The following is a 23,592-nucleotide window of genomic DNA, read 5'->3' on the forward strand; positions in this document are numbered from 1 at the left end:
AGTTGGGGACGTCAGTTAGCTCTTTTACGCACCAAGTGTTGTTACCAGGTGTTCAAGCATCTCGCTTACTACGTTGATGTATCGGCTTGATGCGTTGTATGCATTCTGGAACATGATCATGAATTCCATCTCCTCGTCACTCGATACTCCGAGGATCTGCTCTCTTGCTGCCTCAACTGAGGAAACTGTCTGCTCCTGGGCTTCCTTGATGCTGTTGTAGACATCACCTGAGTTTGCCACCTGTGATACAAGGCTGTTGTAGTAAGTAACGAAGCTGTTTCTGGTGGTCACGTTCGGATTCAGTGTGTACTGCTCCTTGGTGAAAGCCTCTTTTAACAGAGTAGTTGTAGTGTTGTCCTCGTTTCCATCTATGGTTCTGAAGGTGAAAAGAGTGGGCTCCTGTATGAGCTTTGGATTGATCTGCGAGTTCTTTATTGTAAAGCCTGTAAGAACTGTTCCTGCCGGCATGTTCTTGTTGATGTCGTAGGTGAGCTTGTCCTCTTCATTCGCACAGATGAAAAGTGTGAAGTCCTTGGCATCGCCCATGGATTTGTCGAGAAATGCGGGATTACTCTCGGCCTGCTCCATGATGTCGTTGATGGAAGTCATGATGTGGTGCACCATCTGGTCGAACTCAGCCTGAACGTTCATGATGACTGACTGCGAAATGTTGCTGTTGTAGAACTCCTGATCTTCCTGAATGTCATGGTAAGTTGCGTTGTGATCGCCCCTTGCAAGAAGGATTGATCTGAGCTTACCTATATCTGTATTTGTTACGGTTGAAATGTTCTGTGTCAGGTCGTAAACATGCGCTCCTTCGATGGAAACTACTGTCTTGGAGCCGTCCTTGTTATCAACGGTCTTAGCTGCGTATTCCCAGTAAGGGGTTGCATATCCTACGCTGCTCTCTAAGGTTGTGTCAATTGCCAGGTGATTTACGTGATCGCTGGTTACAAATGTGGATCCTTCGAAAAGAACTGTCACATTCCCGAAAACGTCTTCATTATAATCAAGCTTTCCGTACTCGGAGAGCTTATCCAAAAGACGGTTTCTCTCATCTCTAAGGTCGTTGGCACTCTCCTGCTTACCTGACTCTATATAAACGATCTCTTCGTTAAGCTCTCTGATCCTGTCGCCGTACTTGTTGATGGTGTCGCACATTCCCTTTACTGTGGAATCCAGGTTTTCCTGATATGAAACAAGTCCGTCGTATACGCTTTTTGCTCTTGTTAAAAACTCGTTCGCTCTTGTAATGAAAGAGGACTGCGTAACGGCTGAGCAAGGGTCTTTTGCCATCTCCTGAACTGAAACCCAGAGGTTGTTTAAAGAGTCTGCAAATTCCGATCCGTTCATCTCCTGAAGCTGATCTTCTATCTCTTCAAGGGCCTTTAGGGAAACATCATAAAAAGCCGCCCTTCCTGTCTCTCTTCTGAATGAAAGATCAAGAAAGTCGCTTCTTACCTGTTTACAATTATTGTAATTTACGCCGGTACCAATCTGTTTCCAGGAAATCTGCTCGTACTTTCTCTCGAGCGTCTGATATGCTCTTGTTCCCTGAGAAACCTGCTGTCTGGTGTACCCTTCAGTATCCACGTTCGACATGTTATGCGCTGTGGTGTTGAGCGCATTCTGTGAAGTTTGGAGTCCCGATGTACCTACATACAAGTTGGCCATGAGAGACATAATGTATAACCTCCGTGCCCTATTTTAGGCAAAATTTAAGACACTACCGCGAAAAACGGTATTCACCCGGGTGGATTATCTACATGCATCCGTCTCACCTCCTACCAAGTGAGACGTTACTGCTTTGCATCAAACCCGCCCGATGTGTAACCTAAACATTCGCCTGTAGTGTCTGCAGCTCTTGAGTAATTCGCCGTCTGTGGAGCCTGTTTCGCCGCCTGAATGATGTTCATTTCGAACTGAACCATTTCGAGGGAACTTTTGAGCAGTTCCTGGTTCTGTCCGTTTACACGTCTGACATGATCTGCAACCTGAGCGAGTCTGTCGCGTTGCATTGCCAGATTCTTCTGTTCCGTAGGTCTTTTTTCAAGTACCTGGATCAGATCGGTCAGTTTCAATGAATTAACATCCATGTTAAGTACATTTGCTATATCCGTCATGGCTTCTACTCTTTGTTTTTCGAGGCCCTGGATACTTCCTATTATGTACTGCTCCTCATCCGTGATTTCTGCAAGTGCCTCCAGATCACCTTTGATAATGACTGTGGTCTTTTGGCTAGATAATCCCAGTAATTTTTCGTATGCTGATCCCTCTTTATCGAGGACATCAACAAGATTCTCCATAAGGCTTGCCACTGGAATCATCCTCCTGATATGAAATTGATGCGTGGGCTGTTATGCCAGCTCTTCGAACTTTGCCAGTAACTTATCAGCAAAAGCCTCTCCACTCACATCATAAGTACCATTTTTAATAGCAGCTTTGAGCGATGCAACCTTATCTTCCCTGATATCGGGGGCAGCGCTTACAGCCTGTTTTGCAACCTGGATATCTTTTCCAATCGAAGAAAATGATACAGTATCTCTGATATCATTGGTCTTCTTAGCTGCCTGTGGTTTACCTACTTTGCTGTTTGAGTAAATCTGCTGAACCTGACTGTATGCTTCTATTCGCATATCTTTTCCTCCTTCCCTGGAGTATTTTTTACATTTCTACTACATTTATCGGTAGAAGTTTCCATTACTTTAGTTCTTTTCCCAAAATATTTCCCCCGAAAATTTTAGGAAATTTCATGGTAAAAATACGCTCAGGGTCTTTATTAAAATGTTGTTAGTTTCCCATGTTTCCTTACATTTCTCGGGTTTTTGGTTTGCCTACCCGGTCGTTCCTTCAGTAATTATATCGGAGGGTATGGGAAAAACTTTAGAGTTTTTTAAGAATTTTTTGAAAAAAAATTTGGCGTTTATTGCCGCAGGCTCATCTGGGCGTTGCTGTAACGCTTGTCACCTGTGACGTCCTGATTGAACCACTCTGCGGGCTTGTAGGCGCTTGCTGCCTCTTCAGATGGGAACTCAACTTCCGCTATTATTGTGCCGTCGTATGGGGCGTCGAAAACGTCGAGTTCAATCTTCAGGGCGTTTGTGTCGATCTGCAGGTTTTGGGCATCTGCTTCTGTGAACGCATCTGTATTGAGCGGAATCAGATATCTCTTTTTCCTGATCACGTTGCCGTCGGCCTTTTTGAGCATGTGCTCGTAGGAGTCCTTGTCCAGAGGCAGGTTGTATTCTGTGGCACCGATTTGTGCTTCCTGCTGGGCTGAAGCATCTTGCTGTGCGTACATATCTCTGTTCTTGTAGGTCATGTAATATGTGTCGTCTTCTCTGCGAACTCTGATAGCGGGTCTTACATTAAGGTATCCCTGCTCAATTACATGGAACGGGTACTTGTCCAAGTCCTTCGGGAGCTCTTTTACTGTGAACTTTCTTTCTATTTCTATGCCCATGCTTTATGTGGTCTCCTTCTTGGATGTTATGTATATGTCTGTATTTGTGCTTGTTTTCATGCCTGTATTCAATCCTTTACCTATTGTAATACGAAGGAGCTGTATTGAAAACGAAAAATATACGATGGTATTACGGTAGGAAGAAAGATTCTATTTCTATACAGTAAGGCTTTACAGGGCTTTCCTCCGAGTTCTACTGTATGGTTTAGATTTTTGATTCTATACACTCAGTCTTTTCAGTATTTATCGCAAGGCTCTACTGTATTGATTAAATTTTCGTCCCCATACAGTCAGACATTTCAAAGTGAGCTAGTGTATGGATAGACTTTTTGATTAAATACAGTAAGGTCACTCAGTGCTTAACAATCAGGGTTACTGTATGCATATAATTTTTGTTCAGATACAGTAGAGTTGCGCAAATCACGGCTTTATACGCAACTGTAAAAATTCGCTTTTTATTCCCATACAGTAGAGCTTCACTGATTATGTAAGAACGCTCCACAAGCCGGCACAGATCATTCAAGTACTCAGCAAATTATAGTACCACACCTATTCTTGTGCTAGAATTGTTCTTGTGAATGCTATCGTAGGCAAGACATCCATGGCAGAATTACGAAACCAATAAGTTGAAAAACAAAGCAACATTTAGGGAGGAACACGATATGGCAAAGACAGTGATATTCTTGGCAGAAGGATTTGAAGAAATAGAGGCTCTGACAGTTGTTGACCTGCTTCGCAGAGCAGGGATCGAGATAACAACAGCCTCAATAACAGGCAACAAGCAGGTTACAGGTTCTCACAATATTACAGTTGTGGCAGACGCTCTGCTTTCAGACATTAAATTTGATGAAACAGATATGATAATTCTTCCGGGCGGAATGCCGGGAACCAACAATCTGGATGCGTGCGAACCTCTGAAGGCTCAGATCAAGGCCTTCGCCGATGCAGGCAAGAAACTTGCTGCAATCTGCGCAGCGCCCAGATTATTTGGCAAGATGGGTGTCTTAAACGGCAAAAAGGCTACCTGCTATCCCGGAAATGAAGAATTTCTCCAAGGCGCTGATTCTCAGACCACAGAGGTTGTAAAAGACGGCAACTTCATCACCAGCCGCGGAATGGGAACAGCTATTCCGTTTGGACTAGCTATTATCGAGGAGTTCCAAGGCAAAGAAGCTGCCGATGACATGGCTAAAAAGATCATTTTCAGACAGTAAAAGATGTAAATACGATCATCTCCGCAAAAAAATACATAGAAATATATTTGATAACAATCCCGCTAGCCCAGTGTTTGCGGGATTGTTTGCAGTTTATAATTTCTTTAGAAAAAAACTTGTTGACAATTTGTTCTAGTTGTTCTATAACATACTTGTAACAAGAAATTAGCAGCCGATACATGAGAGTGCTAATAAAAAGGATAAAACACTACAACAAACAAAATATAAATAGAAAAGGAGTGATAATTATGTTGATGCCTATGCTTTGGAGTAACAATGATATTTTTGATGAGATGGATGATTTCTTTAACGATGGATTCTTTGGCGGACAGTGCAGAACCCCTAGAGAGACAAGGCCTTTTGAATCAAGCACCGGTCTTATGAGAACGGATGTTATTGAAAAGGATAACTGCTACCAGCTCGAAGCTGAGCTTCCGGGATTCAACAAGGAAGACATCAAGATTGATCTCAAGAATGACACTCTGACAATCAGTGCTGCTCACAATGAGAACAAGGATGAGAAGGACGAGAACGGCAAGTACATCCGCCGCGAGAGAAGAAGCTCTTCATATCAGAGATCATTCCATGTAGAAGGCCTTAAGCCTGAGGATATCATCGCTCAGTACAGAAACGGTGTTCTTACCGTTAACCTTCCTAAGAAGGAAGCCATCCCTGAGAAGGAAGAAGCTATCCAGATTGAAGTTAAGGATTGATCGCAGTGACCTAAACATAAACATAAGAAAGGCTGTCATACTAAGAACTAGTGTGACAGCCTTTTTCATGTCATTAAAGGGAAATATGCTGTGGCAGACCACCTACAAACATCGGTGTCAGTTCTGCCTGAATAAGAGGATATGCGTAATCAATAAACTCCTGCTTCATCTGAGTGTGGTCCTCGCTGATCCATTCAAGCGGAACCTTTTTCTCGAGATTTGCAATCTCTGAAATAGGATGAAGTTCTGTGGTGCACTGGTATGGTGCGTTGGAAATTCGCTTTAGTGCCACCATTTCGCCGGTACAACCTTCGAAAGCGGCCTTCACTGCTGCTCCGCCTACCTGATATGCCTCGGTGATATCTGTTCTGCTGGTAAGGTGACCAGCGCATCTTTGAAGTGTGGACAACTCTATGCAGCGGGTCTTGGTATCAAGCTGCTTGGCAATAGTGTTTGCCAGGAATCGCGCTGTACCCGTCAGGCTCTTGTGTCCGAAAGCATCAACAGCATGAACGTCATCTGAAAGCTCGCAAACATAGCGTCCGTCTTCAAGCTTAACACCTTCTGAAACTGCGATCACGATGCTGCTCTTTTTCTCCTGCATCTTTCTGACCTTTTCAACAAATCTCTCCACATTAAAGGGAACTTCGGGAAGGCAGATCATATCAACGCCCTCGCAGTCCCAGCCCTTGGCAAGGGCAGCAGCGGCTGTAAGCCATCCGGCATTTCTTCCCATTATTTCAACTACAGTCACATACTTAGTGCCGTAAACTGTAGCATCTCTGATGATCTCTTTCATCACAACTCCGATATACTTGGCTGCGGAACCATAGCCGGGAGTATGGTCGGTTACTGTGAGGTCGTTATCAATAGTTTTGGGAACGCCAATGAAGCGTATATCACTTCCCTTTCCTGCGCCGTAAGCAGCAAGTTTGTTGATGGTATCCATGCTGTCATTACCACCTATGTAAAAGAAATATCCAATATTCATGGAATCGAGCTTAGCGAAAATTTTCTCATAAAGCTCTTTTGCCCCATCATCATTAATATCGGGAAGCTTGTACCTGCAGCTGCCAAGATAACTTGATGGAGTGCGCTTCAAAAGCTCTATGTCTATCGGCTTTGTGAAGATCTCCACCAGGTCAACATATCTATCTTCCAGAAATCCCTGTATGCCGTTGCACATGCCGTAAACATGCTCAGATCCGCGACTCTTTGCCGCCTCAAAAACCCCTGCAAGACTGGAATTGATGACTGACGTCGGTCCTCCGGACTGTCCTACTATTGTATTCTTCATTACCCGTCCCTCCATTTGATTGATAACTTGATATATAGTTAATTGCTTTATAATAAAATGATAACGTTAAATATATTCTCATGTAAGAGCTTACATTTAAATAAAAATGGTGTTTTTTGAACTATTTGTATTCTCAGCCCAAAGCGGTCCGGATTTCAAAAAACATCAAAAAAGCTGCCACACCATATCGGTGCGACAGCTCTTTTCTATTAACTATTCATATCATATTAGTAGTTCTGAGCCTTCTTCATGAAGTAAGCCTGAGGATGATTACATACAGGGCAAACCTCCGGAGCCTTAGGTCCAACTACGATATGTCCGCAGTTTGAGCACTCCCAGATTGTATCGCCGTCAGCAGAGAATACAATTCCATCCTCGATGTTCTTAAGGAGCTTTCTGTATCTCTCCTCGTGCTCTTTCTCAATAGCTGCTACCTGCTCAAAGAGATCAGCGATGTCATCAAATCCCTCTTCTCTTGCCTTCTTGGCAAATGAAGGATACATCTCTTTCCACTCGTAAGCCTCTCCGTCAGCTGCTGCATTGAGGTTATCAACAGTTGTGCCGATTCCGGAAAGGATCTTGTACCAAAGCTTAGCATGTTCCTTCTCATTAGCTGCTGTAGCCTCGAAGATCTGTCCGATCTGTACATAGCCGTCCTTCTTAGCCTTTGAAGCAAAGTAAGTATACTTGTTGCGTGCCTCAGATTCCCCAGCAAAGGCTGCCATCAAATTCTTCTCGGTCTCAGTTCCCTTAAGTTCATTAGTTCTTGTCTCAAGATTAGCCATAAAATCCCCTTTCTATGCGAGAAACGCGTCTATGTTGCCATAGAATAATTCTACCACACTCTCCCCCGGAAAAGATATAAAAAAAGAGACGTCTGTGAGTGAGGGATTTATAATTTATCAGGCGTCTCTATTGCGGTCTATTCTGTTGTTAAAGTCTACAACTCAAACGGTCACAAGCTAAACTCATATTACCGGTCTTACCTTGCTCCGGCCCAGGTCAGTCCGTAGAGCTGTTCCATGAGCTTTCTGAGCTCGTCCTTCATACGGTTGCAGGCGGAAGCCTCGTCGACGAAGTTCAGGACTCCGATCTTCTCCTTCTTGTCCTGGAAGTATACTGCCCATCCGTTCTCAGTCTTATCAAGGCAGATCCTGTTCTTGTGTGATCCACCGATCTTGTAGAGCTTACTAGGTACCAGATGTTCCTCAAAATAAGCTTTCAATTCCTTAGTATTCATAGTGCTCCTCCAAAAACCTTTATCAATCAAGTAGTTATCGACTAACTCACATGTAGTTTTTATTACTACATATAATGTACCACATTACTACTTTTTTGACAAGACTTGGAAGTGCCCCAAATATCCCTTTTATTCCTCAATACGTCCCAGCGAGATCGCAGCCAGCGCCGCCCCCTGTCCCCAGGGATATGCACCATAATTCTGGTAGTGAACGCCAAAGTCATCGCAGGAACTAAGGGCACTCGTGACCTTTCCGCCATCAGCATTTGTCAAAAGAGCCTTTAGCGACACCTCAACATCAGTAACCTCCGAACCACCACCGTTCAGCAAGCCATACACTATCATCCCCGTAGCCGATGTATCCAGATGTCCGTCAACAGCCTGCACCTGCCAGCCGTAGCCACCCTCAGCTTTCTGATAAGTCAAAAGAGCTTTCGACAGCTCCCTATACCATTGAACCAATGTACTTCCCTGATTCTCAAGTCTGCTCTCAGACCCCTTTACATACTCAGAAAGCCCCATGATAAGCCATCCGGCAGCTCTGCCCCATGAGAGGATTCCCCTCTTTTCGCAGATTGCTCCGTCGTCCAAGAGAGCATAGCCATGATACGGAAGTCCGCTCCTCTCGTCCATTCCATGCTTTAAAAAGTTCTTAAGCTGGAGCTTAGCCAACTTTCTTGCATCATCCACGCCAAAGGCCTTACCATAGGCTGAAAGAAACATCGATGTCTGCCCGATTCCATCAGCAAAGACATTACAAGCGCTCCTGTCAGAGTTATAGACGATCGTCTCTTCGCCATCTCTGGCAGCGCTAAGCAGATACTTATAAATCCCGTCCGCTATGCTCCTACATTCCGTTCTGAGCCTTCCTTCCTCAAGCTGCTCATAGAGCCTGATAAAGGCAACGCCTGAGAGCGCATCATCTATATAAGAAATCTTCTTATCATATTTTTCTTTCCAGAGTCTGATATGCCCAAGAAACGCCTCGTCGATCCTGCTAACAAGACCTTCATCGCCATCCAGAACAACCTTTTTCCTGGCTTCCGCAAGCCCCAGCATCAGCATCCCGGCAGGCCAGAACATGGGATCCTTGGTGCGAACTGATCTTCCAAGAGCACTCTTAACCAGGTCCTTTGCCATCTGCCCAAGAGAGACCTCCATTATGGTCTCAAGCTCTGCTATAGCCTCGTTTATGATCTGTTTTTCTCTCTCAGTCATTTATCTCCCTCATCTGCCAAGCTTCTCACGAACCTTACCTGTGAGATACTTAAACTCCTCGCTTCTTCCGTACAGAACAAAGTAAAAGCCGTTGAACAAAACGGTGATGATGATCGCCATCAGTATAAATGTAAGGATATTCAGGTTTGCAAGAACATTAACGCTGATAAGCTGTGAAACCACCAGCACAAACACGAGGCTTGCCAGGTACTTCGCGGTATCAACAAAGTAGCTTCCGGCCTTCATATCAAAGCACTCCCTGTAGATGATAATCGGCTTTGTGACGTTAGCAATAAGACCCGAAACGATGGTTCCAATGTAAATACCGGTTATTCCAAGAGGTGTCTGCACCAGCAAAATAGAGATAACAAGGTTTACAACTCCCTGGATCAGCGCCAGATACTTATCAGGCTCGAATACTCCGGCTGCAGTCTTATAGTTACTAAGGACAATCCTGTCGCCCTTGAAATAGTAGTCGATAAGGATGCAATACACAGCTGCTGACGTGAGGATCCAGTGATCTCCAAGCCAAATCCTTATAAGCGGTGTTAAAAGAACCATGAATCCCACGCAGGAGAATCCATAAATCCAGGATGCGAAGAACCTGTAGACTTTAAACATGGAAAACTGCTTCTCCCTCGATTCAGTTGCAATGAGATTTCCAAAGCTTGAGATAACCGAATTGAAAATTATATTTACGAAATTCGAAACTGTGCTGATGACCATGTTGTAGTTATCAACAACGCCCGCCATAGCAACTTCCACAAAAGTCGAAATAATAAGTGCATCTGTCTGAAGTCTCGCCACATCTCCCACCTTGTGGAAGACCAGGGCCTTAGTCTTTTTCCAGACCTCATCGCTCTCTTCCTTGGATAGCTTCTCAACATTCTTCTCCTTGAGGAACGGATACATCTTGTCCAAAAACTTTGAGACAAAGATCTTCTGGATGAGCTGAACCACAGCATCCGTAAGGAGATAGAGCAGGAAGTTCTTTGTTACAATAACAACTATTATCTGAAGGAACACAACAATAACTTTTGTTATTGTAAGGATATTGGTCTGAATATAGTTCTTCTGCTCAGCATTTATGAGGCTGTACTTGTACGCCACAAAATAACTGCTGACAGTATTGAACAGGAAGATCAGATAGTAGATTGTCAGTTCCCTGACTGAAGTATTCTCAGGTGACCTCAATTTGAAGTACTGAAGGAACGGAGTAAGCAAAAGTCCGACAGCAGCAACAACACAGGCGATAATAAAGTACGCCTTGCGATAGAGCTGCATATATGACTTGATCTTCTCTTTCTCTCCCCTGGCAACAGGCCCGTAGAGACTGAAATTGAGAGCTGTTCCGATTCCCAACTCCGCCATGTTAAGGAGCGAGAGAATATTTCCATAAGTGGAGTTAATTCCAAGAAGATCCTCATTTAAGTGCATGATAAAGACAGTTCGCAAAATAAACGACATCAGCGCCGTTGCGATCTGTCCCACATACCCGAAGGCGATATTTCTTGTTGCCGACTTGACTCTTCCCATAGAACTTAGATGATGCTTCCTTTTTCGTCCATTAGTATCCAGCCCTTCCAGTAATCATGCATGATCTCCGGATTTACCGGCTGGTTGTTTCTCATTTTGTAAGTGCGGATCACCGTCTTGTCAGGCCTCTTGTTGAGCCTTGCTCCCCAGAAGCTGAAGGTGGAATTCGCACAGATATTGCCCTTGCAGTGACTCATGAGCATAAGGTCCTGAACACTGTTCTTGCCGTTGTTCCAATCAACAATGGTGTACCTGCTCTCGTCCGAGAACTTTTCACGAGCGTACTCGTGGTCACTGGTGAATATGTAAAAATGTGTATCAGGCTCTTTTACCGTAAAGTAATCCATTGCGCCCTGATAGTACTCCTCAGTGGCGATATTCCCCAATATCGCAACATTAGAAGGATCCAGATAGTCGCCTCTTCTGATGTGAACACTGACAGAAGGCTCCCTCTCCATGCGCTCAGCCAGTGCCATGTTCCTTGCATGAAGGTCCGGATCTGAATGCTCAGGGAAGATGAACTTCTCCTGGAGCTTGTCCATGATGTCCCCATAGTATTTCTGGCAGGCAAAGTAGCCCTTTATGTACTTATCCTCCAGCTCGAACACTTCCGGATGGTACATCTCTTTTTCGGAAAAGACCTTTGGATTGGCCTCGTCTCTAAGACCCAGCTTTTTGAGCACCTTGCCTGTAAGTGCTGAAAACGCGCCTTGTTTAAGAAGAGCATCCCTCTCATAAGCGCTGCACTCCTCATAGTCCGTGCCTCCAAAGATCGGAAGCTCAAACTCCCTTGGCGCCAGCATATTCTTCTGGACCTGCGGGTCAAACCAGGACAAATCAAGCTTGACGTCCTTCCTCATTTCACGAAGCTTGGTGTAAACAGCGTACTGCTGCATCTGATTTCCAAGCCCCCCGGCGATCTGAATAATCAGCATATTATCTCCCCCAAATATTTATTACTTATTTCCCATAATAAACTCATAAGAACGGATCAGTCCCTGCGGATCAGAAAGCTCCTGAACCGGTAATACATAATTGTCACAAGTTCCGAACAGATCCGTAGCAATACCGCGACTTTTTACTGAATAGCCTATTACAAGAGTCGGAACCCCTGAGCTGTAAGCAGCTATAGTACTGTGGGTTCTGGCCCCCACAAAGAAGCTGCACTTTGATATATAGCCCTTTAAGATCTCTGCAGGCGCATCCCCAATAATAACCACTCGCCCGGTATTCTTGAACTCATTATAGAGCTCTGTAAGCGGCTTTCTGTCATCGTTACTGCTCCAAACAACATGCGGAACAAAAGCGATGTTGTTATCGGTTTTATCCAGGATATATCTGATGAAATTCCTGTAGCCCTCTCTTACAAGCTCAGGATCTCCGGCCCTGTCAAGCACCATGGGACTTAAGTTTATGCCCACAGTCTTCCCCGGAATAAAGCCCTCCAAAGCCGGTGGTTCTGCAGTCTCCAGCTCGAAGGCCGGATCCTTACGCAGCTCTAACTTATCCGCAGAAAGACCTGCCTCAAGCAAAGCATTAAAGCTTATCGACTCCCTGGCATATATCCTGTCAAACCTTGTCAGGTCCTTTAAAAGAGCTGCATCCTTAAGGGAATCAGGCTCAATCGAGCATCCCCACAGGATAGTCTCAAAACCTCTTTTAATAAAATAATCATGGGCCAGTATCAGATCAGGCACCATCTCAGGATAGCAGTAGTTGTCGCCTCCAATGGAGATGGCAAGCGGTTTCTTGTTCGCCAAATCCCCAAAAGCACCACATCTCCTGCATTCTTTCTCATAGTCCCTGTATGCATCCTTAAACCTGTAACGCATGAAAGACTGCTTATCTCCGGTTATCTTGCGCCATCCGTAATAAAAGACATGAGCCAGAAAATCCCTGTCTATATGACGCTCCGTGGTAAGCACGCAAAGCCCCTGCTTCTCCAGCTCGCCCAGGACATATTTCCTGTCCTCATCAGCGTCATTGGAAATGATCACAGGCGCCGGCACCTTCTCCACATCGCACCCCTGCTCAAGCCTTAATCTGTGTATCAGCTTGATGGTGCTGTCCGCAATGGCCTCACACCCATGATTTCCGCTTCCGGCATGCATATATAGAATTATAGGTCTACTTAAATCTATCATATTATCCTTTTCCCTTGTGCTTGCCATAGAGTTTCAGATACAATTCCGGGCTCAAACGCAGCAGAGCCACTTTTATCTTGTGCCCCAAAGGAAGTGCTGCAAATACCCCTTGCGTCTTAAGCGCATGCTCTATCTGGCCTTTGGCCTCGTCCACTGCAAGCCTTGCCAGGTCATTATCTCTTTTATCCTGCCCAAGAACCGCCACCTTGCCAATCACCAAAAATGCAGTCAGAATCTGATTCACAGACAGGTCCACGAAAGCGTCCCTGCTCATCTCATTCTTATAGGGCAAAAGCTTTTCCTCAGCCTCTCTCCAGGACAGGATCTCGCCCAGATAGCTCTCCTTGAATTCCTGCTTCATTGCTCCGGCAGCATTCTCAGTGTAAATATAGTTCCCATCCTCTATACACTTTATAGTATGTCTTTTCCCCTGAGAGATTGCAAAATCCAAAAGGAACAGAAGATCTTCGCCTATTGCCAGGCCCTCTTTGAAACGTACCTGCCCTTCCTCAATGCTCTTTCTCTCAAAAAGTTTGCCCCAGACATGGGTGTTGTGATCAAGGACCGAGTTCTCAATGTACTGAAAGCCGCTGAGCTTTGTATTTCCGGTAAAAGACCTTGTCTCGTCCACAAGGCTCGTCCCCTCGTCAGCGTACTTCATCAGAGTCTCAAGGTATCCTGCCTTGACCTCGTCATCGGAATCTACAAAGACAACAAACCTTCCGCCGGCGTGCTCAAGGCCTACGTTCCTGGCGTGGGACACTCCATGATTCTCAGTATGCACTACCTGTACGCGGCCGTGCTCATCCTCTTTTGCAAGGCGGTCACATATTTCAGAAGATCCGTCTGTTGACCCGTCATCCACCAGAATGACCTCGATCTCGCCCTCTTTTACAAACTTCTGATTTAAACAAGATAAGACACACCTATCCAGTGTGTCTTTAGCCTGATAGACAGGAATTATTATACTTACTAATATCTCCCTGTTTTCTTCCATACTTCTCCCAAACTAACGTTAATATTCGGTCCAATCCTCTCTTGGTATGCCGGCTACTGTGTCGAATCCATAGTGCTGTGCATAGGCCAGGTTTAGCCAATACAACGGATCTTCAGTATAGTCCGAAACATAAGCCATAGAGTATCTGCTCTCCCAATCCGGACGGAGCATCGGCGCATAGACATCATCAACACCTGTTTTAGCAAGCTCTGTCAGATATGCATCACGCTCATCAAATTCGCGCTTGATCCTGGCGAGATTTGCACCTTCCTCAATGTATGTAAATATGAGTAAAACTCCGAAAATAGTCACCAAAGAAGTTGCTATGGTCTGAACCAGCGCTTCATCATAGCCCTCGTTTACAAGCCACGCAAATCCGGAAACAATGGCTGTCATCAAAAAGAGGCTTGCGCCATAGTATGTTCTGAGCTGAGAATTTGGAACAGCCAAAAGTGCGTAACAGGTTACCAGGAATAAAAATCCAAACAGCAGCATTCCCGATGCCTTGTCCAAAAAGTCAGCAGCATTTTTACATTTATAGGCAATAGCGATCGCTATAGCTATGAATACAAATACCAGGATCAGATAACCGGTCTTGATGTTCAAAGTAATCTTCAAAAATCTGGCCAAAAGCGCAAGCAGACCTGTATGTGCTTCCTCAGCAGCTGCTGCCCTTTTGAGATTTCCCGGGGCTGTTATCATGATCACGAAACCGGTAAGTGTTCCCACAAAGCCTGCTAGCATCCACGGTCTCAGATTCCTGATGTTTTTATCCTTTTTATATACTGCAAACATCATAACCAGCATGTATACCATAATAGCACCTGATGTATTCTCATTACACCAGCCGGCTACAACTCCATAAAAGAACATTCCGATCGCAAAACCGATTGTCCCGAGCCTGCTTGTCTTAACGGATTTCCTGAAAAGAGTGACAAAGCCCAGCACAATACATCCGGTAAACATGTAATTGCAGGCGCCGTCCATCCAGAACACGCTGTTATTGATGGTAGGATCAAACAGCCAGAGCAGTAATGTAATTGCTGAATATACTCTGATATCGTAGGCTTTCCTATGATCAACGTTGATGTAGATAAGCATCGACACCAGTACAAAGACAACTGCTGCCACAACATCAAATATCAGCTTGTTATCTGCGTATAAGAATATCCTGAGAATGATGTGCGCAACACTTCTTCCGCTATGGTCCAGGTACTGAGCATATTCCTGCGCAAACAGATCAAAAAAGTTGTTTGCTTTGGCTACCTCGTCCCAGTAAATGACATCATCAGACATATACGGTGTTAAGTACTGATATATGAACACCATTATGAAGTTTGCAAGGACTGTCAATTGAAACAGTCTCTTCCTAAGCTTTTCCGACATCTGATTCACCTTTATCCTTAAAGTAATATCCCAAGTAAACCCCTGCAATCAGTAAAAAGAAATCACGGCCCAGATACCTTGTCACAAAGGTGGCCTCAACTATAGTATAAACGGACAGTGCAAATATGAGTATCATTGTCCAGATGTCCTTCTTTTTCCAGCACATATAGATCACTGCCAGAAGTGCGATGACAAGTAGCACCGCCGGAATTATTCCGTACCAGTAAAAGATCCTTACAAAGCCCATATCAAAATAGGAATCCGTACCATGGGCTGAAAACAGCTTCCATTTGGAAAGCACCGCATCTCTGTTTGCTGCCTCGTAGTAAATAGTGCTCATCCTGTAGTTCAATACTTTTTCTACTTTCCAGTAGAGATCTCCAAGGTTCCAAAAGAACTTATCTCCGACATACATCGCTCCTGTCCAGCCTGCTGCAAGGACTGAAATAACAATGCAAAATACAGGAGATATAAGAGTCTCAAGAATATACATCACCTTGAGATCTGCCAGTTTCGGGAACAGCCTGAACACGATGGCCAGTACTATTGTTGCTGCCAGTATCAGGGCGCTGGTCCTTGACTTGGTCAAAACCGTTATTATGACTGAAGAAACAACCAGAACAATATACGGCAAAACTCCTGCCGTCCTTCCGTATATCCATATCCACATCAGGATCAATACAAATACGGAGCTAAAGAGTGTATTGGGGTGTCCGAATCCAAAGGTGTATCTGGTTTCCTCTCCAACACCTCTTCCGTAGTCAAATACAAAAACTATATTTCCAAGTACACCGGCACAGGCCAAAAGAGCTATCAGCATAAAGCCGACAATGCACACATAAAAGCAATATTTCATGGCCTTTTTCAGGTCAATATCCCTGGCTGCCATTAGAAGCGTTACCACTCTGAGCATATCATTCTTGCCGCATATATAATAGCTCACAGCAGCTATAGCCCAGATAACTGCGATAAATATCCATTCCTTCCTGTCGTGCTTCATTATGAGCACTGCCAAAAAGGTCAGAAGAAACGTAGCCCTGAACACATAGCTCTCATAGGTAAAAGGCAACTCGCTCTTTTCCACTATCATCAGAACCAGCTCTATGGTAAGCGCAATATAAAACAGCGCATCTACTATTTTCTTTCTGTTTTCATCAGTAAGTAGTTTCATCTCAAAGCTCTTTTTATAAAAGTCTTAATGTCAAATTTAAAAGCGTTTCTTAAAAGTCTCGCCCTCGGGCTTTTTCCGGTCATCAGCGCATGCACAAATACTGACTGCTCAGGAGCCCAGTCGGGAAGATCTCTATTGGCATACTCTTTGTAAAACTCATCCTGCATGAGAGCGGTAAGAGCCTCTTTCTTTTTGCCAAGGCCAATACCCGAATAGATTATCCCTGCGACAAATATTGCGCAGGTCAGAGACTTCCTGGCACTTACCCAGTCCCTGAAGGTATCGTTACCTCTTTTATCCAAAAACTCATCCATGGCTGCCCATACAACCTTCTGGTTATCCAAAAAAGACTTATTGTATGTGGATGTCATGCTGGGATTTCCGACGCTGTACAGATACAGAGCCCTGTCAACAAAAGCTATGCCCCTTGCTCTTTCCAGATACCTGGTTGTCTGGTACAGATCCTCTCCGTTATTGAGGAAAATGTCGTGATCCATGGCAGCAATGCTTCTCTTTATACACTTGGTCCACATGCTGTTTAGGGAATCGTCCATGCAGAACTGATGGTAAAAGGCTTCTTTCTCAGGTCCCAAGTAGACCTTGTTGTCCTCGAAATCGCAAGCGGGAATAATGCCGCCTTTGCCATTTCCGCCATTTCTCCTGGCCCTGAAGATCACAAGATCTGCTTCGTTCCAGCCGGAAATCGTCTGGTTAACCCTGATGGCAAGCTCTTTTATAGCATTTTTCTCAAGCTTGTCGTCAGCATCAAGAGAGAGAACCCAGTCGCCTGCCGCCTCCAGAAAGCCTTCCTGTCTGGCTGCAAAAAGACCTATCTTCCCTCTGTGAAGAGCTTTTATAAACGGGTACTTTTGGGCATACTCATCCGCAATTTGCGGCGTATTATCAGAAGATCCGTTCTCAACAATGATCACCTCCAAAAGGTCTTTTACCGGGCCATAGAAGGTATCTTCCTGAGACAGGACCGAAGATAAACATTCGTCTATGTACTTTTCCCCATTGTGGACAGGAATTACGATTGAGAACAACATTACTTGTTTTTCAGCTCCCAGTTCTCGTGTATATATGGCCTATAAGCCCATGTAAGTTTATGTGTCTTGTCCAGATCCTCCCATATCTTCTTCATGCGCGCCTCCGAGTTGATCTCGGGAATGTCATGAAACTGTATCTGGATATTTTCAAATTCACTGATCCTTCCGGAGCGGATAAGCTCCTCAAGGATGTCATATTCGCCGCCCTCAATATTCATCTTCATGAGCTTTACTCTATGTATGTCATGCTCATTCATGAATTCTTCGATGCTGACAAACTCTGCAACTTCGGTGTCTCCCTGATTGTGATACTGGGAAGATCCGTCTGCTTCATGTGAGATATCAGCCTTATGTGTAGTGGCATCAAGACCGAATGCAAAGCAGTGGATATTGTCGTAGTCTTTGAATCTGTTGCTGCAATCCTCAGAGAACTTTTTTACAGGTTCAAATATGTAAATCTGACAGTTCATGTTAGGAAGCTTGGCTGCCCAATCTCCTTTATATCCGCCAAGATCAAAAACAACATCACTGTCCTTAATGTCATATCTGAATCTGAGCGCTTCTCCGCCGGCTCTTCTGAATCTGACCAGTGCTTTGTCTTTCGGGCCCATCTTAAAAAGATATTCATACTCAAGCTTACAAGCCTCATAAGCCTTTTTGGTCCAAGGCATGGCTTTTGCAATTTTTCCTAAAAAACTCATTACTTAGTTCCTCCCGGCCATCCTTAGAATTTTGTGAACAGCCTTTCTGAAGAAGCGTCCCACAGTCATATCAAGCCTGTGATACAGCTTCATTCCAAATGTGATCTTTCCAAGCACAAAGTGCTGATATTCATCTATGTGTTCCCTTAGATATACAGGATAGGTATCATCAACCTCTACGCGCTCAAAGTGCGCATCCCTGCCAAATATATCCATTCCCAGGATAAGGTGGTCCATGGTCTCTGCCAATACTTCGCGCTCGTTAAAGTTCTGATGGGCAGCAGCCTTGGTCTTGATTCCGATCCTCTTCATAGGATCCTTTTCACCATATCCGCCCATATATCCGAAGTGCCATCCACCATTAGGAACTCTGACACTTCTTGGATCTGTTACCGGAACAAGATCTCTAAGCCTGACTATTCCCTCCTTAGGGATGTTGTCGATGTTGCAGATCTTTGTTCCAAGCCAAAGCCTCTCACTCTCGGGAATATCAGGGAACTCCTTGGTTATTGAAAGGAGCTTTCCGCTCTTTTCCTCGTTGTTTACGTAAACATAGAAATTACGCTGAGCCAGATGATAAACCTTAGTCTTATCGAAATTGTCGATTATGTTCTTTAAGGTCTCGGGACATGGAATCTCATCCGCATCACTCATGATGATGACATCATCACTGGTGGCGTCCTTAAGTCCCTTTATAAGGTTGTTTTTCTGATAGTAGTCCCTGACGTAAGTGTCAGCTCCCTCAATGGGAGTATCATCCACAACAATATATGTGATCTTGTCCAGGAACTCTTTAAACTGATCTTTGTACTTCTCAAACACCAGCTCCTTGGGTTCTCCGGAGAAAGTCACCGTTGACTCTTCAATAACAAATCTGTCCACATAAGGATTCAGGATATTCAGTCTGAGCTTTAATATATCAACTTCATTGAAGAATGGAAAACAATCATATACCATTCTGTTTACCTCCAAAACCTAAGGCTCCTAAGCACTGCTTTTAAGCGCTTAGCAGGACTCATAAACCTTGGATATCCTGCATTTTCACCTCTCCATTTATGAAAGGCAAAGGGCTCAATTCCTTTATTCTCAGGAAGTGCATGCTCTCTGGCAAAGTGAACTGCGACCTCTATAGGCGCCCACTTAAGGCCATCCCTTTCCATCTCATTTTTATGGGTACAGCATAAAAAGACATCTTCGTTGTAAACATCATCATACACTTTCTCCCACTTGAGATTGTGCTCCGATGGATATTTCAATAACTTCATAGACCTTATGGAGACACTGTTACCTACTCTGCTAATCTCACCATTGCTGTCCCTGTAGGCGTAATCGTTGGTGGGAAGAGGCCAGGGTGAACCGATGTAATCATAATCAAGGAAATCATCTCTCCAAAGCTCGGGATGAATGACAAAGCCATCTGCATGTACCACAAGGCAGTATTCAGTTTTTATGTGGTCCTTAAGTTCATAGACCATCTTGTAGTTAAAGGCATCGATGCTGTCGAGTTTACTCGTGTGACTGTATCTGATGCTCTTTGGCAGATACCAGGGCTTTTTGTCTGTGATCAGCACAGCGTCGCCAAACTCTATATCCCGCATGCTGTACTTCATAGCCTTAACGGTCTCATATATATTTACACTTGTCATAGCCACAACTGTGACCTTTGGCAATTTAAGTTTTTCTTTCTTTGACATCTTTACAACCTATACGTGGAATACTTTTATAAGTCCCGTGCGTCTCTCAAGGCTCCTTACAATTTTTCTGAGCATATAAGTTCCATAAAACCATTTGACCTGGATTTTCTGGACCATCTTAGTCAGGCCTTCCGGCTTGATATTCAGTCTCTTATATTTTCCGGACTTCTTATATTCCTCAAGCTCCTTCCTGCACTCCTCCGGGGAAAAGACCTTTCCCTTCCGGTCCATGTAATGGAAGCAGCTGTAAATATTCTGCTCCGAAGCCCAGTAGCCGTCCGATACATTGTGACGCGCCCAGTACTTGGGGGCGATGGCATACTGAAGTTCATCGCTGGTAAAAGCAGGAAATACAGCAAAGGATGAGTTTGACAAAAGGAGATATCTCGCATTCTTGATAGTAACGTAATCCTTGCCGATATCGTTTCTGATGGCCTTAACCTCAGGGAGGATCTTATGTGCTGCCGAAACGTCATCTGTCACAGCAAGAAACTCCATGTCAGGCCTTATCTTGCGCATATTCTTAATGCCGTTCACCCAGTACTTACGGTCAAGCCAAAGTTCCGGGGAATTTGAATAATCACCGCACCTCAAATGAATGATGCAGAGATTATCCCTGGTGTATTCATGGGAGTCATACTCAGGCTTAACCTTAAGCCAGTCCTTAAGCTGATCCCTGTACTTCTCAAAATAGCTCTCCGATTGGAGATTTCCATACAAAAGAGTATTGTCTTCAACTTCAAAGAACTTTGGGTCATCACCGCTGACATAAGCCCCATGGGTCATATCATGCTTGGAATTGCCCAGATAGAGTCTGTTGTCGTGATCCTCAAATATCTTGTATTTCGGCTTATCTTCCTCCGGAATCTCTTTTCCAAGATCCATGTCCATGAAGTACATTCCGGTGTCAGAGTGCATATTGTTGGCAAGAGCCTTAGGGTTGCAGATTCCAAATTCGACGCCCTTATCAAGTGCTGCTGCCCTTGCTGCAACATACCAGAACAGCTGGTTTCCCAGCCCAAAGCCATGTAAAAACTCGGTTCCTATCATCAGTGAATTACCGTTCTTCCCTCTAAACTTGTGGCAGTTATCTTCTCATCCTTAACCTCATAGATGACGTCGCACTTCTCGATGGTGTTAAGTCTGTGGGCAATGATGACCATGGTCTTTCTGCCCTGGAAGCTGTTGATGGCCTCCATAACTGCTGCCTCTGTCTCGTTATCAAGCGCGCTGGTTGCCTCGTCGAATACCAGGATCTCAGGATCATGGTAAAGAGCTCTGGCAATACCGATCCTCTGTCTCTGTCCTCCGGAGAGTCTTACGCCTCTGTCTCCGATCTTGGTATCAAGTCCTTCAGGAAGGCTCTTTACGAAGTCAGCAAGCTGCGCCTCTTCCATAACTTGCCAGATCCTGTCATCATCTATCTGATCTTCATCGATACCAAAGGCTATGTTCTCTCTGATGGATTCATCCACAAGATAGATTGACTGCGGAATATATCCGATCTGTGCAAGCCAGGATTCGTAGTTGCTAAAGATGTTGCTTCCATCGCAGAGGATCTCTCCTGACTGTACATGTAAAAGTCCGAGAAGGATATCCACTATGGTTGACTTACCTGCTCCGGAAGGACCCATGATTCCGACAGACTGACCCTTTTTGACAGTCATATTGGCTTTATCAAAGATCTTTACATCAGAATCCGGATAGGAGAAAGTGATGTCTTTTAAGTCGATCTCTTTTTCCAGGTGAAGCTCAGGGCCTGCGATTGCAGCACGCTCTGCCCTCATTGCCTTGTCAGTTTTCATTGACTCGGTGAGGTTCTCATAGACAAAATCCAGACTGAACTGGTTGTAAGCTATGGTCGCAATATATGTATTTATCCTGTTGGCAGACGGCATTATCCTCATGGCTGCCACACCGAAGGCTGTAAGCTGAGGAAGAAGCTCTGTCGCATCTCCGCCTCCGAGAATATAGATTAGGACATAGAGCATAACAACTGCCATGAACACTGTCTCGATCATCAGTCTCGGCACGTTGTTAAGGACCGTGTAATCTCTGTCAATATCAGCACCGATCCTGCCCTGTTCATAGTAGTTGCGGATAAAGAAATCCTGTCTGTTTAATACTTTTACATCTTTTAGTCCGTAGATAGCCTGCAGTCTCCACTTGGCAATTCTGGATGCAGTCTCCTGGTTCTTACGTCCGATGGCATTTAGCTTGGGCTTGAGTATTCTTGTGCTGATCAGTGTGAGGATCAAAAGCACAAAGATGATAAGCACTGTCATCTGCCAGTTTACGAACAAAAGCACAACGCCAAGACACAGTGAAACCACCAGCTCTGTGCAAAGTGAGAGCATTGAGAGCATCAGTGTAAAGGTCTTGGGAATATCTGAATCGGTAATTCGAAATACGGTCGGGATATCAGCTCCGAGGTAGTCCTCATAGGGCCTGTTGAGGAACTCTCTCATGACCCTGCTTATCATGTCGTTTCTGGACCTGGAGATGAAAGTGTTCTGCCTGTGGATAAGAAACAGCAGATATGAGTTCTTGACCACAAACAAAAGAATAAGAATTATAAGGAGCGCACAGGTGAGCTTTAAGTCAGTGTTAAGGCCAACAGCATTTAAAACATTCTGAAGCCATGGAATCTTGGCAATATTCCTGTGCAGCGCTGATGGAGAGAGGATAATTGAAACAACGGGAAGGATCATGGAAACGCCCAGTGTCTCAAAAACACCCCCAATGAGTATAAGGACAGCCAGAATAACGAGCTGTCCCTTTTGTTTTCTATCAAATATGTAGTTGAGTTTGGTAAACAGACTTACCTTCTTTGAATCGTTCATTATATAGCAACCTTTGTCATTCGCTCAGTATAGATGTCATCCATCTTCTTGTTGTTTATCCACTTGGATGGAGCGATGACTATCTTTTCCGGTGAATCATTGAGCCATGCTGACCACCAGCTAAAAGAGCTGTTGGCGATGATGTGGTGCTTGCACCTGCTCATAAGAAGCATGTCCGCAACATCGGTAAACTCGCCCTCCTGAAGCTCTACAGTGATAAACTTGGGGCCCTTGAAGTGCTCCTTGCACCACTCTTTGTCATCGGTAAATATGAAAAATACAGCATTGGGATGCTGCTCCCTTATCTTGCTGATAGCGTTCTTGTAATATTTCTCGGAGCACAGGTTGTGGATCTTGATGTGCTCGGCATCCATGTAGTCGGTTCTGCGAACATGGATACTTACTGACTCGCAGCACTCGATCTGCTGAAGAGTAGACCAGCTGACTGAGTCGTGCATGATCTCCTGTGGGCGCTTTCCGAAGGCTTCCTGGATCTGTTCAATAACCTCGGGGGATGTGAAGTATTTCTCAGACTGCCAGTATCCTACAAGATAGGCATTCTCTGTCTCTAATATGCTGGGATCAAAGATGCCCTCCATCTCATCGATCCTGCAGGTCTTACGGCCTGTGAGCTTTCTTCTGATCCTGCTGAAGATATCCATCTTGGAATCGGTAAGCTCTGTGATCTCTTCCTTGGTTGCCCTTTCGTACTCAACGCCAAAACGGTCAAGTACCGGGACTCTTAGCTTATCGTTTACGAATCCCGACTCGTCGTCGATCTTGACGTTTCTTCCTCTATGCTTAAGTTCTCTGTACAAGGCGTACTGGAACATCTGGTTTCCCAGTCCGCCTTTAAGCTGAATGATTATCATAACTCCTCCACATAAAAATACGCATACCTCATGCTATTATACCATGGATATCAA

General features: G+C 44.6%; 23 protein-coding genes. 2 read left to right on the forward strand and 21 right to left on the reverse strand.

Translation table 11 applies throughout. The annotated features are described in order from the left end of the window. Window positions 1-24 precede the first annotated feature (24 nt). The 4 genes from flgK to G589_RS0107240 form a co-directional block, all read right to left on the reverse strand. On the reverse strand, window positions 25-1,683 hold the full coding sequence (gene flgK / locus G589_RS0107225) for a flagellar hook-associated protein FlgK (RefSeq protein ID WP_026521629.1): 1,659 nt from the start codon (window positions 1,681-1,683) through the stop codon (window positions 25-27). Window positions 1,684-1,799: 116 nt separating this feature from the next. Then, window positions 1,800-2,318 (reverse strand): flagellar protein FlgN, encoded by a 519-nt coding sequence (locus G589_RS0107230; protein ID WP_022770348.1) that lies wholly within the window; start codon window positions 2,316-2,318, stop codon window positions 1,800-1,802. Window positions 2,319-2,357: 39 nt separating this feature from the next. Continuing rightward, window positions 2,358-2,636, reverse strand: coding sequence for a flagellar biosynthesis anti-sigma factor FlgM (flgM, locus tag G589_RS0107235; protein ID WP_022765804.1), 279 nt, complete (start codon window positions 2,634-2,636; stop codon window positions 2,358-2,360). Between the two features lie 287 nt (window positions 2,637-2,923). Further along, window positions 2,924-3,463, reverse strand: a complete 540-nt coding sequence (locus tag G589_RS0107240) for a CYTH domain-containing protein (RefSeq protein ID WP_051192238.1) — start codon at window positions 3,461-3,463, stop codon at window positions 2,924-2,926. Between the two features lie 662 nt (window positions 3,464-4,125). On the opposite strand from G589_RS0107240, the gene G589_RS0107245 reads away from it, so the two are divergent. Together G589_RS0107245 and G589_RS0107250 are read left to right on the forward strand one after the other, a co-directional pair. Beyond that, entirely contained in the window at window positions 4,126-4,677 is a 552-nt protein-coding gene (locus G589_RS0107245) for a DJ-1 family glyoxalase III (protein WP_026521631.1), read from the forward strand. A gap of 248 nt (window positions 4,678-4,925) precedes the next feature. Then, window positions 4,926-5,390, forward strand: coding sequence for an Hsp20/alpha crystallin family protein (locus tag G589_RS0107250; RefSeq protein ID WP_026521632.1), 465 nt, complete (start codon window positions 4,926-4,928; stop codon window positions 5,388-5,390). A gap of 73 nt (window positions 5,391-5,463) precedes the next feature. Here the strand turns inward: G589_RS0107250 and G589_RS0107255 are convergent, their stop codons facing one another. From G589_RS0107255 to G589_RS0107335, 17 genes are all read right to left on the reverse strand, one after another. Then, complete coding sequence (locus tag G589_RS0107255; protein ID WP_022770354.1) at window positions 5,464-6,687, reverse strand: 6-phosphofructokinase; 1,224 nt, start codon at window positions 6,685-6,687, stop codon at window positions 5,464-5,466. A gap of 227 nt (window positions 6,688-6,914) precedes the next feature. After that, on the reverse strand, window positions 6,915-7,472 hold the full coding sequence (gene rbr, locus G589_RS0107260; RefSeq protein WP_022770355.1) for a rubrerythrin: 558 nt from the start codon (window positions 7,470-7,472) through the stop codon (window positions 6,915-6,917). Between the two features lie 197 nt (window positions 7,473-7,669). Further along, window positions 7,670-7,927: a hypothetical protein gene (locus G589_RS19200; protein ID WP_035775602.1), complete on the reverse strand. Its 258-nt coding sequence runs from the start codon at window positions 7,925-7,927 to the stop codon at window positions 7,670-7,672. A 129-nt stretch (window positions 7,928-8,056) separates the two neighbouring features. After that, on the reverse strand, window positions 8,057-9,145 hold the full coding sequence (locus G589_RS0107270; protein ID WP_026521634.1) for a glycoside hydrolase family 88 protein: 1,089 nt from the start codon (window positions 9,143-9,145) through the stop codon (window positions 8,057-8,059). Window positions 9,146-9,154: 9 nt separating this feature from the next. Further along, a complete protein-coding gene (locus G589_RS0107275) occupies window positions 9,155-10,681 on the reverse strand; it encodes a lipopolysaccharide biosynthesis protein (protein WP_026521635.1) in 1,527 nt (508 codons plus the stop codon). 5 nt (window positions 10,682-10,686) lie between these two features. Further along, window positions 10,687-11,616, reverse strand: a complete 930-nt coding sequence (locus tag G589_RS0107280; RefSeq protein ID WP_026521636.1) for an alpha-1,2-fucosyltransferase — start codon at window positions 11,614-11,616, stop codon at window positions 10,687-10,689. A gap of 21 nt (window positions 11,617-11,637) precedes the next feature. Then, window positions 11,638-12,825: a polysaccharide pyruvyl transferase family protein gene (locus tag G589_RS19205; RefSeq protein WP_035775604.1), complete on the reverse strand. Its 1,188-nt coding sequence runs from the start codon at window positions 12,823-12,825 to the stop codon at window positions 11,638-11,640. Window position 12,826: 1 nt separating this feature from the next. Continuing rightward, window positions 12,827-13,822 (reverse strand): glycosyltransferase family 2 protein, encoded by a 996-nt coding sequence (locus tag G589_RS21045; RefSeq protein WP_051192239.1) that lies wholly within the window; start codon window positions 13,820-13,822, stop codon window positions 12,827-12,829. A gap of 18 nt (window positions 13,823-13,840) precedes the next feature. Beyond that, entirely contained in the window at window positions 13,841-15,208 is a 1,368-nt protein-coding gene (locus tag G589_RS0107295) for a DUF3329 domain-containing protein (RefSeq protein WP_026521637.1), read from the reverse strand. After that, complete coding sequence (locus G589_RS0107300) at window positions 15,192-16,379, reverse strand: hypothetical protein (protein WP_026521638.1); 1,188 nt, start codon at window positions 16,377-16,379, stop codon at window positions 15,192-15,194. The genes G589_RS0107295 and G589_RS0107300 overlap by 17 nt, the downstream gene beginning before the upstream one ends. Then, entirely contained in the window at window positions 16,376-17,428 is a 1,053-nt protein-coding gene (locus tag G589_RS21050; protein WP_026521639.1) for a glycosyltransferase family 2 protein, read from the reverse strand. Before G589_RS21050 ends, G589_RS0107300 begins: the two co-directional genes overlap by 4 nt. Beyond that, complete coding sequence (locus G589_RS0107310; protein ID WP_026521640.1) at window positions 17,428-18,129, reverse strand: FkbM family methyltransferase; 702 nt, start codon at window positions 18,127-18,129, stop codon at window positions 17,428-17,430. The genes G589_RS21050 and G589_RS0107310 overlap by 1 nt, the downstream gene beginning before the upstream one ends. Before the next feature lie 3 nt (window positions 18,130-18,132). Further along, window positions 18,133-19,086 (reverse strand): glycosyltransferase, encoded by a 954-nt coding sequence (locus G589_RS0107315; RefSeq protein ID WP_026521641.1) that lies wholly within the window; start codon window positions 19,084-19,086, stop codon window positions 18,133-18,135. A 5-nt stretch (window positions 19,087-19,091) separates the two neighbouring features. Next, window positions 19,092-19,823 (reverse strand): DUF5672 family protein, encoded by a 732-nt coding sequence (locus G589_RS19220; RefSeq protein WP_242826430.1) that lies wholly within the window; start codon window positions 19,821-19,823, stop codon window positions 19,092-19,094. Window positions 19,824-19,832: 9 nt separating this feature from the next. Then, window positions 19,833-20,873, reverse strand: coding sequence for a glycosyl transferase (locus tag G589_RS0107325; RefSeq protein WP_026521642.1), 1,041 nt, complete (start codon window positions 20,871-20,873; stop codon window positions 19,833-19,835). Next, window positions 20,873-22,666, reverse strand: a complete 1,794-nt coding sequence (locus G589_RS0107330; protein WP_026521643.1) for an ABC transporter ATP-binding protein — start codon at window positions 22,664-22,666, stop codon at window positions 20,873-20,875. The genes G589_RS0107325 and G589_RS0107330 overlap by 1 nt, the downstream gene beginning before the upstream one ends. Further along, window positions 22,666-23,538, reverse strand: coding sequence for an alpha-1,2-fucosyltransferase (locus tag G589_RS0107335; protein ID WP_051192240.1), 873 nt, complete (start codon window positions 23,536-23,538; stop codon window positions 22,666-22,668). Before G589_RS0107335 ends, G589_RS0107330 begins: the two co-directional genes overlap by 1 nt. Between the last annotated feature and the right edge of the window lie 54 nt (window positions 23,539-23,592).

Source organism: Butyrivibrio sp. VCB2001, from assembly GCF_000423965.1.
In the GTDB taxonomy this organism is placed as follows: Bacteria; Bacillota; Clostridia; order Lachnospirales; family Lachnospiraceae; genus Butyrivibrio.